Raw genomic sequence first — 12,625 nt, 5'->3', positions numbered from 1 at the left:
CGGGGTCACACCGGGAACCGAACGGCGGCGGTGAGCATCGGATCCGTGTCGCCTACCGCCAGGAGATGTCCCGTGTACCAGCAGTCCCCTCAGCCTCAGTACGCCGCTCAGCCCGTCCAGTACGCCGCCCAGCCGATGCAGTACGCCGCTCAGCCGGTCCAGTACGCCGCGCAGCCGCCGATCGGTCCGCTCCCGGCGGACCACCCCTTCGCCGGCGCCGACCGCCGCATCTCCCGCGCGGCGCGGCGCCGGGTGCACAGCCGCGAACGCCGCGTCCGCCGTACGCGGGCCGCGGTCCGGAGCCAGCTACCTATCTGGTGATCCCCGCCTCGTGGGCGTCCAGCAGCTCGTCCCAGTGGTCGGCCGTCCAGGCGCAGGCGGTGCGGATCGGGCCGAGCATGCTGTGGCCGAGCGGGGTGAGCTCGTAGACGACGCGGCGCACCGGTTCGGCGTACTCCGTGCGGGTGATCAGACCGTCCTGCTCGAGGTGGCGCAGTGACTGGGTGAGCACCTTCGGCGTGACCCGGTGCAGCGGGACGCGGAGCTCGGAGAAGCGGCGCGGGCCGTCCTCCAGGCAGGCGATCACGAGGGCTGCCCACTTGTCCCGGCCGAACCGGAACGGGTTCAGCGTCGAAGGGCAGATCTCGTCGAACATGTCCGCGCGCAACGGCTCCATGCGACCAGCCTAGCCAGTATCCGGGCGGTAACCACCGGTCCGCCTACCTTCTCCGGACACGACGAGAAGGGACCCGAAGATGAGCAAGATCCTGGTGTTCGGCGCCGGCGGACGAGCGGGACGGGCGGCCGCGGACGAGGCCCGCCGCCGCGGCCACGAGGTCACCGCGGCCGTCCGAGATCCCAGCAAGTACGCCGAGCTGGACGCGACGGCCGCCGACGTCACCGACCCCGAGGCCGTCGCACGCCTCGCGGCCGGGCACGACGCGGTCATCGCGGCCGTCTACGACCCGGCGCCCGACTTCTTCCCTCGGGCGGGCAAGGCCCTGGCCGAAGGAGTCGGCACCACCCGCCTCGTCTGGGTCGGCCTCGCGTCGATCCTTGCCAGCGACAACGGCACGCTTCTGATGGACTCGCCCGGCTACCCCACGGAGTACCGCGCCTTCTTCGAGGCGCACCAAGCGGCGACCGACGCACTGGCCGCCTCGCAGGCCGACTGGGTCTCGATCACGCCCAGCGGCGACTTCGACCACGAGAACCCCGAGCGCACCGGCTCCTACCGCTTCGCTCCCGGCGACGCGACCAGTCGCATCTCGTACGCCGACCTCGCCATCGCCTTGCTCGACGAGATCGAGGAACCGCGGCACCACGGCGTACTGCTCGGCGTACGGAGAGCATGAGGTTCCTCACCGAAAGCACCGTTGTCGTCACCATCGGTGCGAAATACATTGGAGGCGAATGTATCTCGCAGACGACAGGAGACGACGCATGTGTGGCATCACCGGATGGGTGGCTTACCGGCGTGACCTGGCGGCCGAGCACGCGACCGTCGACGCGATGACCGAGACCATGGCCTGCCGGGGCCCGGACGCGCGGGGGACCTGGTGGGCCCCGCACGTCGCGCTCGGGCACCGGCGGCTGGCCGTGATCGACCTTCCGGGTGGCGAGCAGCCGATGGCGGTCGACGTACCGGCGCGGGACGGCGGTACGACGACCGTCGGCATGGTCTACAGCGGCGAGGCCTACAACTACCTGGAGCTGAAGGACGAGCTGCGCGCCCGCGGGCACGCGTTCACGACCGACTCCGACACCGAGGTCGTGCTGCACGCGTACCTGGAGTGGGGCGAGGCGTTCGCCGAGCGGCTGAACGGGATGTACGCGTTCGCGATCTGGGACCCGCGCGAGGACAAGCTGGTGATGGTCCGCGACCGGATGGGGATCAAGCCGTTCTTCTACTACCCGACCGACGACGGCGTGCTGTTCGGCTCGGAGCCGAAGGCGATCCTGGCCAACCCGCTCGCCACGCCGGCGGTCGACGACGACGGGCTGCGCGAGCTGCTCACGATGACCAAGACGCCCGGCCTGTCGCTGTGGGCGGGGATGGCCGAGGTCGAGCCGGGCACGGTCGTGACGGTCGACCGGAACGGCGTACGGAAGAGCACGTACTGGCGGCTCGAGACCCGCCCGCACACCGACGACCAGGACACCTCGGTCGCGCACGTGCGCGAGCTGCTCGACGACATCACCCGCCGGCAGTTGGTTGCCGACGTCCCGCGCTGCGTGCTGCTGTCCGGAGGGCTCGACTCCAGCGCGATCACCGGTCTGGCCGCGCAGCAGCTCGCGGAGGACGGCGAGAAGGTGCGCAGCTTCGCGGTCGACTTCGCCGGTCAGGCCGAGAACTTCGTGGCCAGCGAGCTCCGGACGACGCCGGACACGCCGTACGTGCACGACGTCGCCGACCTGGTGAAGTCGCAGCACTCCGACATCGTGCTCGACAACGCGGCGCTGACCGATCCGGCTGTACGCCGTACCGTCGTCCGCGCGAACGACGCCCCGCTCGGCGGGGACATCTTCAGCTCGCTCTACCTGCTGTTCAAGGCGATCCGGGAGCAGTCGACGGTCGCGCTGTCGGGGGAGTCGGCCGACGAGATCTTCGGCGGTTACCTGTGGTTCCACGATCCCGAGGTGCAGCAGGCCAAGACGTTCCCGTGGCTGGCGTACCGCGGGCTCCGGCGGACCAGCAAGTCGTTGCTGCGGGACGATCTGCTGCAGCGGCTCGATCTTCGCTCGTACGTGCGCAGCCGGTACGACGACGCCGTCGGCGAGATCGACCGGCTGGACGGCGAGAGCGACCACGAGTGGACGATGCGCAAGATCTGCTACCTGCACCTGACCCGGATGGTCCGCGTGCTGCTCGACCGCAAGGACCGGATGTCGATGGCCGTCGGGCTGGAGGTCCGGGTGCCGTTCTGCGACCACCGGCTGGTCGAGTACGTCTTCAACACGCCCTGGTCGCTGAAGACCTTCGACGGGCAGGAGAAGAGCCTGCTCCGTGCCGCCACGCGGAACGTCCTGCCCGAGTCCGTGGCGACGCGGACGAAGAGCCCGTACCCGCAGACGCAGGATCCGGCGTACGTCGTGGCGCTGGCCGACCAGGCCCGGCAGTTGCTCACCGACGATCACCCGGTGTTCGCGCTCGCCGACCGCGGGAAAGTCTCAGCGAGTCTTCAGGGTGAATCCGATGCCGGTGCGCGGCAGAACCTGGAACAGTTGCTCTCACTGGCAACATGGGTGGACATCTACCGTCCCGAGATCCGGGCGGCCTGAGCGACGGGGTGATCGTGCTGGACGAGAAGGCAGTCCATCTGATGGTGGCGATGCACCGGATCGTCCGGCACCTGAGGAAGACCGCGATGTCGACCTCGATGCACCCGACCCAGTTCATCGCACTGCTGGTGATCGCCCGCGAGCAGCCGGTCCGGATCGGCACGATCGCGAACAAGGTGCCCTGCTCGCAGCCGACCGCGACCACGACCGTCGCCGTGCTGGAGACGTCCGGGCTGGTCCGCCGCCGGCCCGACACCCTGGACGGCCGCGCGACCGCGGTCGAGCTGACCGAGCTGGGCGCCGAGACCGTCGCGCACATGCGGGCCGACGCCGGACAGGCCCTCACCGCGATCCTCACCGATCTCACGCCCGAGGATCGGGAGAAGGTGCTGGAAGCGGGCGAGATCCTGTACGGCGTCGCCGACGACCTCTAGCGCAGTCCGCGCACCACAGAAACCGTGTACGGCGGGGTGCCGGGCGCCACGTCGAGCTGGCTGTTGACCCAGAGCAGCCGGTTCCCGTCGCGGGCGATCGTGGTCGGGGTCGCCCCGGGCGCGCCCGGCTGGGAATCGGCGACGAGCGTGGCTCGGCTCAGGGTCTTGTCGAGCAGGGCCAACCGGGTGACGTACTTGCCCGCGCCGGCGTTGTACACGGCGTACAGGCGGCGGCCCTCGAGCAGGTAGCCGTCGCCCGAAAGGATGCCGTCGACCTCCAGCGGCCGTACCTGCTTGGTGCGCAGATCGATCCGGTAGGTGAGGTCCTGGCCCTGCTCGCCGACCAGCAGGACGTGGCCGTCGCTGACGATCCCGTTGAGGAAGTACGGAATCGGCTCGATCCGGTCGCGGGTCAGCCACGGCTCGAGCTCGCCGAGGCCGTGCTGGGTCAGCGCCGCCCGCCAGATCTGGTTGTGGGCGGAGTCGGTGACGTAAACATGGTTGCCGACGACGACGAAGTCGTTGAGGAAGGCCCCTTCCTGGGCCGACCGCGTCACCAGGAGACGGCCGCGGGCGTCGTACAGGAAGAGCTTCGCGGTGCTCGCGCCGGCGACCAGGACGCGCCCCCAGCGGTCGGTGTGGATCCCGGTCGCGGAGGTGCGCCCGTCGCGGCCCGCCGGGAGCCAGAGCCGCAGCCGTGGGTCGCGGACCGAGCCCTTGAAGACGGCGCCGGTGCCGACGCTGGTGACGTAGATCGTGCCGTCACGGGTGACCTCGATTCCTTCCGGCGTGTCGCCGGGGGTGGTGGAGACGACGTACGTCGAGGGGTGGGCCGGCCGACCTGGGACGTGGGCCTGGGCGGAGAGCGGTTGGCCGACGACGGCGGCGGTGAGGACGAGGGCTGCGAGGGTGCGGAGTCTCATCGGATCAGCGTGGATTCCGGCGGCCGGCGCGGCGACCGGTTTCGGGCTGGGCCGAAGGACTCGCCGGGTCGACCTGCCGGTGGGCACAATCGAGCCTGTGATCCGGATCCACTTCACGGCAGCGGACCTCGGGCGGGTGGTGTTCCCGGCCGAGCCCGAACCGCTGTGGGAGGCGGCGCTCGCGGCCCGTGTGCTCGGTGACCGCGCGATCCCGCCGGCCGCGCGGCGCTGGCGACGGGTGGCCGGGCCTCGGGTGCGGCCGTCGATGCGGCCGCTGTTCAAGCTGATTGCGCCCGGTGGGCAGTTCCCGGACTTCCTGACGCCGGTGGTCGAGGCGCCCGGGCTGGAAGCGGCCGTCGAGGTGCTCTGCGATACGCCGGCCGAAGTCGTGAGGGACCAGCTCGGCCCGTGGCTGCCTGCGCAGGTGGAGCCGTTCATGGAAGGGCTGCTGGCCGGGCGGGCCGGGTCGCGTCGTGCGCTCGGCAACGCCGTACGGGAGTTCCACCAGCAGGTGCTGACGCCGTCCGGCAGCGAGCTCGAGCGCCGGTACGGCGCGGACCTCGCGCTGCGCTCGCGGGCACTGCTGCTCGGTGGGGTTGACGCGATGCTCAACGGCCTGCACTCGGACATCACGTGGACGAGTCCCGTGCTCACGTCGTACGGGCTGGGTGCCGGACCGACCTTCGACATCCGGCTGGAGGGGCGGGGACTGCAGTTGTATCCGTCCGCCTTCACCGCCGAATGCCTCGCCCTCGACGTCCCCGATCGCCGGCCCGTGCTCGTCTACCCCTGCGCCGACCTCTTCCTCGACGAGGCCGACGACACCGACGCCTTGGCCGACCTGCTCGGCCGCACCCGCGCCACGGTGCTCCGAGCCCTCGCCGCCTCAGCCAGTACGACGCAACTCGCGCGCCGCTGCGGAATCTCCCTGGCCTCCACCTCGGACCACACCCGCATCCTCCGCGCAGCGGGCCTGATCACCACCCACCGGGCCGGCGGAACCGCGCTGCACTCCCTCACCGCAACCGGGCACCACCTGCTGCGCTCCCCGACCGAGCCGGCAGCCGTCCGTCGAGTGCCTTGAAGCCCACTGCCAGAGCGATTCCCAGGACGACGACGAACGCCGCGTTCCGAACGGCGACGCCGAGCCCGAGGTCGGTCACGTCGAGGAACGGGTAGGGATACCAGTCGGTGAAACTGCCCTGGACGAAGATGTAGACCAGCCAGGTGATGGGCCAGACGAAGGCCGCCGCGACTGTTGCCCAGGTCATCCGTGGGCGTGGCCCGAAGACCAGCCAGGCGATCAGCGTCGCCCAGGGCGAGACGTAGTGGAATCCGATCGTCGCGACCAGCGCCCAGCGGGAGAGATTGGGGAGCCCCACGCTCGCGGTGGGCCTCCCCGCGCGTGCCCCGCTGCCCTGCGATCCTCACCCCATGCGCCGACTGCTGCGAAGGATCTTCCTCGTCGGCCCGTGCCGCCTCTACCAACTCGGCGAGTCCACCGGCGGATCCGTTCCCCTCGTCTTCGTCCTCGGCCTCCTCGGCTGCGCGGCCGCCCTCGGCGGCCTATTCGCCCTGATCGCCGTTCTCACGGGCGCCTCCGCCGAGGACTACTTCTTCACCGGCGCCATCGCCGGCCTCCTCGCGATCACCGCCTGGGCTCTGTACGCCGTACTGGTCCTCGTCGGCCTCTGGCTCCGCGGCATCAGCCCCGCCACGTACGTCGATCTCCCCGCCTCCACCGGCAGACACGCCTCCACCACCCCCGACGAACCCACCTGGCGCCGCCGAGGCGACCCGCTGGTCCCCGCCGGCCTGATCGCGTTCTTCGCGTTGATGGCCGCCGTCTTCTTCGCCGACGGCTACTTCTCCGCCGATCAAGGCCCCTTCGAAGCCCCGTTGGCCACCGCCCCCGCCACGATCCTCCGCTACGACGACGGCCCCGGCGGCTTCGGCGACCGCTACCTGGAAGTCCGCTTCACCGCCAACGGCCGCGAGTACACCACCAAGGTCAAAGCCGAGGACCGCGTAGAAGAATCCCGCGTCCCCGACCCCGGCGGCACCCAGCAGGTCGAGTACGTCATCACCAACCCCACCCAAGCCCGCCCCGCCGGCGCCACCCAGTCCAAGAGATCCGACGCCCACTTCAGCCGCAACCTCAGCTACACCTGCGCGATCCTCACAGCCCTGAGCGCCGCCGCCTACCTCCTCTCCCGCCACCGCAGGCGGGCAGATCCCCAGCCATAACCAGCTTGGAGAACAACTCGTCGGGGCAATGCAGGGCAGATGCTGAACTGCCCCGAGCTTCCCTTCATTTGGACCACCCCGCGCGGTATTGTTGGCTCTGCTTGGGACAGTAGAGTCCTCTGAAGTGAACCCGGCAGCCTTCCGGACGGTAGGTGAGCCGGGTTTCGCGCGTTCAGAGGTTCCTGGCGTCGGTGAAGCGAGTTACTCGCCGGCGCCAGTTGCCTCCGCGAGTCCACGCCCAGGCCACCGCGTCAGGCACCCACAGCAGAGGATCGAGCTTCGGTGCCAGCAGGTCCCAGCGCAGTTCCGGACAGTTGAAGCGATAGCACGCCGCGTGCAGGGTTCGGCGGTCGCGCTGGTACGTCGACTCGTCCCGCTCGATGACAAGCCGAGCCGCGGTGCCCGCGACGTCGCGCACGATCGCCTCGAGGCAGGCGTGGCGCGCCGCGAGGGTCTCGCGTTCCGCGTGGTAGACGTCGACGAGCAGGTGGAACTCGCTCACTACGTCCAAGATCTGCTTGCGCCTGGCATCGGTTTCGTGACGGAAATGCAGGCGCTCCTGCCCAGGGAGAAGTAAACCGCGCAAGGCTTTTCGATGGACGGTGACCTCCTCAGCCGGACACCGGGCGGCCGCAATCAGAAACCCCTTGGACTTGCTCTCATCGACAAACACGTGAACTGGCATTTCCCCCGCCTCTTGATGGCAAGGGACGACGGTTTCACGCGGAAGCGGGCTAAGTGACGCGGGACACGAGGGCATCGTGGGGCACCTCAGGGCAGTTTCCGGGTGCGGCGAACGGCCGCCGATCGGATGATCGGCGGCCGTTCTGTTGGGCGGCTAGTTGCGGGTGATGGTGAACGTGCTGGTGGTGTTGCGGATGTCCACCGCGTTGTTGGTGAGGGTGAGGTTGTTGAAGACCGCGGTGCCTCTGGCCGGGCCCTCGCCGGGTTCGGGGAGTTCGTTGGCCCAGATGCCGAAGCCGGACTTGGCGTCGAAGGCGTCGCCGGACTTGCGGGCGCCGGAGATCGACACGTTGGTGAGGATGGTGTCGGTGACGGGGAACAGCGGACTGCCGCCTACGTAGTCGGTCTGGAACATGATGCCCGAGTACGTCGGGTCGACGATGTCGACGTCGGTGAGGCGGATGCCTTGGAAGATCTTCGTGGCGGAGTAGATCCAGATGCCGGGGAACGTCTGGGCGCCCCAGAAGTGGCCGCCGGCGCGGACCACCGAGATGTTCTCGAAGCGGGTCGGCGGGGTGGCGCCGAAGCCGTTCATCGGGATGCCGAAGTCGAGCGAGCTGATCGTGATGCCGGAGTAGACCAGCGTGTCCGCGACGTACAGGTTGCGGAACACGTTGTTCGTGCCGCCGTACACCGCGATGCCGGCCGCCCGCCAGGTCAGCGTCGACGACAGGTTCTCGAAGACGTTGTCCCGGACCTCCCCGCCGCCGGAGTCGGTGGCGTTGAACAGGGCGAAGCTGTCGTCCCCGGTGGCGCGAGCGTCGTTGTTGCTGACGGTGTTGCCGGCCGAGCCGTTGGTCATGTTGATGCCGTCGGCAAACATGTTCCGGATCCGCGAGTTCCTGATCGTGGAGTTGTCGGTGTTGGCACCCCAGTACAGGCAGACCATGTGCTCGACCCAGATGTTGTCGATGGTCATGTTCGCGGTGGACGAGAAGTCGAAGACCTTGCCGGGTCCGTCGATCCGTGAGGTGTAGTTGCCGAAGTAGGCGAAGCCGGTGAACGACGACCCGTTGGCCGAGGCCTCCGCGCGGAACCCGACGTCGGTGTTGTCCTGCGTCGTCGGCGCCCGGAACCGCGTGTACCAGGGGCCGGCGCCGAGCACCTTGACCGCCTTGCCGTAGACCTGGAACTTGCTCGACGTCTGGTAGTCACCCGGCGGCAGGTAGACGCCGACGAGGGTGCCGGTGGTGTCCATCCGGACCCGGTCGAGCGCGTTCTGCACGTCCTGGTGACCGAAGCCGGCCGGCACCGCGTACGTCGAACCCGGGTTGGCGACCGGCGCCACCTGCTCGGTGTCGACGAAGTCGATCGCGTAGTTCGTGGTGTTCGCGGCGTCCTTCTGGAGCTTGATCTTCGTGCCGGCCGGGAAGGTCCCGTCGAGCATCAGGTTCGCCTCGTCGTAGATGTGGCGGGGATCGCCGCCCGGCGAGTTGCCCGGGCTTGCTTCCGCGCCGTACAGCCAGGCGTACTTCGAAGTCAGCGGCAACGCCTTGTGGAACGTGCCGTTGACGTACACGTTGACGGTCGAGTTGATTCCGCCACCGCCGGCCGCGTCCGGGATGGAGAACCTGGTCACCAGGGTGTTCGTGCTGGCCCGGGTGGTGAACTCGACGAACGCACCGTTCGAGTTCAGCGTCACGGCCTTCCGGCCGGAGGCCTCCCCGGCGAGATCGCCGATGGTCCGGTTCGGGCCGACCACCGTGGCGCCACCGCCGACGGACGCGTCCTCCGCCTCCAGGTGGTCGTACGGCATGTTCGCGCCGCGCCCCACGAACAACGGGCGCTCCGACGTGTTGTTGGTCCGCTTCACCGGCAGCTCGTTGGCGTCGTCGGCCAGGACGACGCGGACGGAGTACCGCCCGTTGACCGCCGGCCAGCTCCCCAAGGACACGGCCGGGGCAGTCGCACCAGCGGCGATCGCACCGGAGTACGAACCAGTCAGAGTCCGTACGACGGTGCTCCCGCTGAGCAGCGTCAGCGTGATCCCGTGCGCCCCCGAGGCCGACGCGATCGAGCCCTGGTTGCGGATGGCAACGGAGAACGCGACGTTCGTCCCGGCCGACGGGTTGCCCGGCGTCCAGGTGACCGCGCCCGCCACCAGGTCGGAGCTCGCCACCGGAGTCACCACCAACGGCGAGGCGCTGCTCGCCGAGTTGTTGGCGTCGTTCTGCTCGACGATCGTGTTCGCCTCGTCGACCTTCGCGCTCAGCGGGTAGCTGCCCGCGTCGCGGCTACCGATCGACGCGGTGACGGTGGTCGACGCACCGGCGGCGAGCGCGCCTGCCGAAGCCGTACCGACCTTGGTCTCACCGAGGTAGAAGTTCACCACGGAAGCGCCCGCAGCCGCCGTACCGGTGTTGTTGACGGTCGCGCGGACGGTGATCGTGTCGGTCTCGACCGGCGAGGTCGGCGTCCACGACACCCCGGACAGCGTGAGGTCCGGGTTCGGGGCGGGCACGCCCATCACCTGGAGCTCGGCGACCTGGCCGCTCGGAGCACCTGTGTTGCCGGTGAAGTTCAGCCGCACGTCGGCGACCCGCGCGCTGACCGGGATCGTCACGGTGTTGCCCGAGGACGGGCTGAAGTTGTACGCCGCGGAGCCCACGATCGTGCTGAACCCCGAAGCGCTCTGCTCCCGGCCCAGGATCGAGAACGTCTGCGTCCGGTTGCCCCAGGCGCTGTCCGGGTTGAGCCGGACGACGACCGAGCTGAGATCGGCGTTGGAACCAAGCTCGGTGGTCAGTGTGGCTGGGTTGGCGTTGCCCTCCCAGTACGTCGTGACGTTGTCGTCGTTCGCGTTGGTCGCCACGAACGTGTGCACGAACCCGGACGCCGTGATCGGCTTGCGCAGCGCGAGGTTGCTGCCCGGGCCGGAGCTGCCGCCGCGGGTGACGCTGTTGCTGTTCGGCGACTGGTTGCCCGCGGCATCTTTCGCCCGGACGAAGTACGTCACCGACGTCGAGGCCGGCTGAGTGTCGGTGTACGTCGTGACGCCGCCGCCGAGGCTGGTGCGCAGCTGGCCGTTGGCGTACACGTCGTACCCGGTGACGCCGACGTTGTCGGTCGACGCGCTCCAGCTGAGCCGGATCTGGCCGGTGCCGGGCTCGGTGAACGACAGGTTGCCCGGGGCGGTGGGAGCCTGGGTGTCACCGGTGGCCGGTCCGTAGACCTCCAGCTCGGACAGCTGACCGGCGGGCCAGCCGGTGTTCGCGGTGATCCGGATTCGGACGTACCGGACGGTCGCCGCGCCGTAGTCGACGGTCACGGTGTTGCCGGGCGCCGTGAAGGCCCGGGACGCCGAGGCGGACAGGTCGGTGAAGTTCTGGCCGTCGGTGCTGCCCTGGACGGCGAGAGTCTGGTCGCGCGAGCCCCAGCCGGAGCTGGGCAGCTTGAGCACGACCTGGTTGGTGCTGACCGAGGAGCCCAGGTCGACCTGGACCCACTGCGGGAAGGCGTTGTTGGCGCTCTCCCAGTAGGTGGTCTGGTTCCCGTCGGTCACGTTCGACGCGGCGTAGCTCTGGGTGCTGGTACTGGCCGAGGCAGCCTTGCCGGCGGCCAGGTTCGGCCCGGCCAGGACGGCCGCGGCGGCGGTGCTGCCGGCCGGGACGTCCTGCGGGAGTCCGAAGACCGGTCCGGCGGACAACAGCACACTGCTCGCGAGCACGGTGGCGAGCAGGCGCCACCTTCCAGATCTGGTTCTCATGGCATCCGGCCTCTCCTGATGGGCGGTGGTGAGGGGGACAGCCGCTGCCAAGAAAATTGCAGGCTAGTTCTAGAAGTTGCTCGATCTTTGCCAAGTTCTTGCGCAGCGCTGGCTCATTGTTACGGCAGCGCTCCGCGAGCGTCAACGGTTCGTGATCGGTCAGTCCGTTGACGTGTCCGAGCTGAACCACCGGGTCGGCCGGAAGGTGAACAAGACGATCGTGCTCTCCGGATCGCCCAGCTCACCCGCGGCGAAACCGGTCGCGTGCTCCTCCGGCATGTACCGGCGGGCGATCGTCACCAGTTGCTCGGCGGTCGGTCTGCCGATCTCGACCAGCTCCGCCTCGACCGTCACGTACGCCAACGGCTGCTCCTCGCGTTGCGCGACGAGAGTGATCGCGCCGGCCGCCTTGATCCGCTCGATCCGCTTCGGCACCCTCCGCTGCGTCCCGGTGAACATCGTGATCAGCCCGCCCGGCTCGTAGGCGTAGAAGGTCGGCACGCTGGTCGGCGGCTCCCCGTCGGCGCCGTTCACGCTCACCACACCGACGTGCGGGCCGGCCAGAAACTGCTCTCGCTGCTGCTTGCTCATGGTCGCCATGAAGCAAGCTTCATAAAAACAAGTGCACTCTGTCAAGTAGAGTTGTCCTATGACGGCGAAGACGTACGGGCAGTACTGCGGGGTCGCCCGCGCGCTCGAGCTGGTCGGCGAGCGCTGGGCGCTGCTGGTGATCCGCAACCTGCTGGTCGGCCCCAAGCGCTACACCGACCTCAAGAACGGGCTGCCGAAGATCCCCACCAACGTGCTCGCGACGCGCCTGAAGGAGCTCGAGGCGGCCGGTCTCGTCAGCCGCCGGATCGAGCCGAGCCCGTCCCGGGCGATCGTCTACGAGCTCACGCCGTACGGCGCCGCGCTGGACACGGTCGTGCTCGAGCTGGGGCGCTGGGGAGCCCGGTCGCTCGGTGAGCTGCGGCCGGGGGAGATCGCCGACACCGACGTCCTGGTGATGGCGCTGCGGTCGACGTTCCAGCCGGCGGCGAGCACGGCGAAGGCGACGTACGAGGTGCGGTTCGGCGAGGTGGTCGTGCACGCGGTCGTCGAGCGCGACGAGCTCCACGTGCAGGCGGGCGCGGCGGAGAAGCCGACGCTGGTGATCGAAGCGTTCGGCCCGTTGACCCCACTGCTCGACGGCACGGTCACGCCCGCCGAAGCGCTGGCGGACGGCCTGGTGGGGATCAACGGGCCGAAATCCGAGCTGACCCGTTTCAGTCAGCTCTTCCGGATCTGAC

13 protein-coding genes are annotated in these 12,625 nt (G+C 69.3%); 7 read left to right on the top strand and 6 right to left on the bottom strand.

Annotation, left to right across the window (positions count from 1 at the left end; all coding sequences use genetic code 11):
* Positions 1-72 precede the first annotated feature (72 nt).
* The gene (locus ABD235_RS21520) at positions 73-321 is read left to right on the top strand and encodes a hypothetical protein (RefSeq protein WP_344176740.1); all 249 of its coding nucleotides are present in this window, start codon (positions 73-75) and stop codon (positions 319-321) included.
* Here the strand turns inward: ABD235_RS21520 and ABD235_RS21515 are convergent.
* Positions 311-676: a winged helix-turn-helix transcriptional regulator gene (locus ABD235_RS21515; RefSeq protein ID WP_344176738.1), complete on the bottom strand. Its 366-nt coding sequence runs from the start codon at positions 674-676 to the stop codon at positions 311-313. The genes ABD235_RS21520 and ABD235_RS21515 overlap by 11 nt on opposite strands.
* 79 nt (positions 677-755) lie before the next feature.
* Here ABD235_RS21515 and ABD235_RS21510 point away from each other — a divergent pair, with 79 nt between their 5' ends.
* From ABD235_RS21510 to ABD235_RS21500, 3 genes are all read left to right on the top strand, one after another.
* Positions 756-1,355, top strand: coding sequence for an NAD(P)-dependent oxidoreductase (locus ABD235_RS21510; protein ID WP_344176736.1), 600 nt, complete (start codon positions 756-758; stop codon positions 1,353-1,355).
* Positions 1,356-1,443: 88 nt separating this feature from the next.
* Positions 1,444-3,282: an asparagine synthase (glutamine-hydrolyzing) gene (gene asnB, locus ABD235_RS21505; protein WP_344176734.1), complete on the top strand. Its 1,839-nt coding sequence runs from the start codon at positions 1,444-1,446 to the stop codon at positions 3,280-3,282.
* Positions 3,243-3,716 carry a MarR family winged helix-turn-helix transcriptional regulator gene (locus ABD235_RS21500; protein WP_344176732.1) on the top strand — a complete coding sequence of 158 codons (474 nt, stop codon included), beginning with the start codon at positions 3,243-3,245 and terminating at the stop codon, positions 3,714-3,716. The genes asnB and ABD235_RS21500 overlap by 40 nt, the downstream gene beginning before the upstream one ends.
* On the opposite strand, the gene ABD235_RS21495 is transcribed toward ABD235_RS21500, so the two are convergent.
* The gene (locus ABD235_RS21495) at positions 3,713-4,639 is read right to left on the bottom strand and encodes a superoxide dismutase (RefSeq protein ID WP_344176730.1); all 927 of its coding nucleotides are present in this window, start codon (positions 4,637-4,639) and stop codon (positions 3,713-3,715) included. The genes ABD235_RS21500 and ABD235_RS21495 overlap by 4 nt on opposite strands.
* Positions 4,640-4,736: 97 nt before the next feature.
* Here ABD235_RS21495 and ABD235_RS21490 point away from each other — a divergent pair, with 97 nt between their 5' ends.
* Complete coding sequence (locus ABD235_RS21490) at positions 4,737-5,723, top strand: ArsR/SmtB family transcription factor (RefSeq protein WP_344176728.1); 987 nt, start codon at positions 4,737-4,739, stop codon at positions 5,721-5,723.
* Here the strand turns inward: ABD235_RS21490 and ABD235_RS21485 are convergent.
* The gene (locus ABD235_RS21485) at positions 5,656-6,021 is read right to left on the bottom strand and encodes a Pr6Pr family membrane protein (protein WP_344176725.1); all 366 of its coding nucleotides are present in this window, start codon (positions 6,019-6,021) and stop codon (positions 5,656-5,658) included. The genes ABD235_RS21490 and ABD235_RS21485 overlap by 68 nt on opposite strands.
* A gap of 52 nt (positions 6,022-6,073) precedes the next feature.
* On the opposite strand from ABD235_RS21485, the gene ABD235_RS21480 reads away from it, so the two are divergent.
* Entirely contained in the window at positions 6,074-6,886 is an 813-nt protein-coding gene (locus ABD235_RS21480) for a hypothetical protein (RefSeq protein ID WP_344176723.1), read from the top strand.
* 172 nt (positions 6,887-7,058) lie between these two features.
* On the opposite strand, the gene ABD235_RS21475 is transcribed toward ABD235_RS21480, so the two are convergent.
* The 3 genes from ABD235_RS21475 to ABD235_RS21465 all read right to left on the bottom strand — a co-directional run bounded on the left by ABD235_RS21475 (position 7,059) and on the right by ABD235_RS21465 (position 11,936).
* Complete coding sequence (locus ABD235_RS21475) at positions 7,059-7,571, bottom strand: hypothetical protein (protein WP_344176719.1); 513 nt, start codon at positions 7,569-7,571, stop codon at positions 7,059-7,061.
* Positions 7,572-7,724: 153 nt separating this feature from the next.
* Complete coding sequence (locus ABD235_RS21470; RefSeq protein ID WP_344176718.1) at positions 7,725-11,336, bottom strand: discoidin domain-containing protein; 3,612 nt, start codon at positions 11,334-11,336, stop codon at positions 7,725-7,727.
* Between the two features lie 159 nt (positions 11,337-11,495).
* Positions 11,496-11,936: a pyridoxamine 5'-phosphate oxidase family protein gene (locus tag ABD235_RS21465; protein ID WP_344176716.1), complete on the bottom strand. Its 441-nt coding sequence runs from the start codon at positions 11,934-11,936 to the stop codon at positions 11,496-11,498.
* A 49-nt stretch (positions 11,937-11,985) separates the two neighbouring features.
* On the opposite strand from ABD235_RS21465, the gene ABD235_RS21460 reads away from it, so the two are divergent.
* On the top strand, positions 11,986-12,624 hold the full coding sequence (locus tag ABD235_RS21460; protein WP_344176715.1) for a winged helix-turn-helix transcriptional regulator: 639 nt from the start codon (positions 11,986-11,988) through the stop codon (positions 12,622-12,624).
* Position 12,625 lies beyond the last annotated feature (1 nt).

Origin of the sequence: Kribbella lupini (assembly GCF_039529595.1) — a bacterium.
GTDB lineage: Bacteria > Actinomycetota > Actinomycetes > Propionibacteriales > Kribbellaceae > Kribbella > Kribbella lupini.
The sequence above is the reverse complement of the archived record's forward strand: the minus strand, read 5'-3'. Positions and strand labels throughout refer to the sequence as shown.

Bases quoted from the DNA above. Each gene is read 5' to 3' on its own strand.
- ABD235_RS21515 (WP_344176738.1), bottom strand. From the start codon at position 676: ATGGAGCCGTTGCGCGCGGACATGTTCGACGAGATCTGCCCTTCGACG.
- ABD235_RS21510 (WP_344176736.1), top strand. From the start codon at position 756: ATGAGCAAGATCCTGGTGTTCGGCGCCGGCGGACGAGCGGGACGGGCG.
- asnB (WP_344176734.1), top strand. From the start codon at position 1,444: ATGTGTGGCATCACCGGATGGGTGGCTTACCGGCGTGACCTGGCGGCC.
- ABD235_RS21500 (WP_344176732.1), top strand. From the start codon at position 3,243: ATGGGTGGACATCTACCGTCCCGAGATCCGGGCGGCCTGAGCGACGGG.
- ABD235_RS21495 (WP_344176730.1), bottom strand. From the start codon at position 4,639: ATGAGACTCCGCACCCTCGCAGCCCTCGTCCTCACCGCCGCCGTCGTC.
- ABD235_RS21480 (WP_344176723.1), top strand. From the start codon at position 6,074: ATGCGCCGACTGCTGCGAAGGATCTTCCTCGTCGGCCCGTGCCGCCTC.
- ABD235_RS21475 (WP_344176719.1), bottom strand. From the start codon at position 7,571: ATGCCAGTTCACGTGTTTGTCGATGAGAGCAAGTCCAAGGGGTTTCTG.
- ABD235_RS21470 (WP_344176718.1), bottom strand. From the start codon at position 11,336: ATGAGAACCAGATCTGGAAGGTGGCGCCTGCTCGCCACCGTGCTCGCG.
- ABD235_RS21465 (WP_344176716.1), bottom strand. From the start codon at position 11,936: ATGGCGACCATGAGCAAGCAGCAGCGAGAGCAGTTTCTGGCCGGCCCG.
- ABD235_RS21460 (WP_344176715.1), top strand. From the start codon at position 11,986: ATGACGGCGAAGACGTACGGGCAGTACTGCGGGGTCGCCCGCGCGCTC.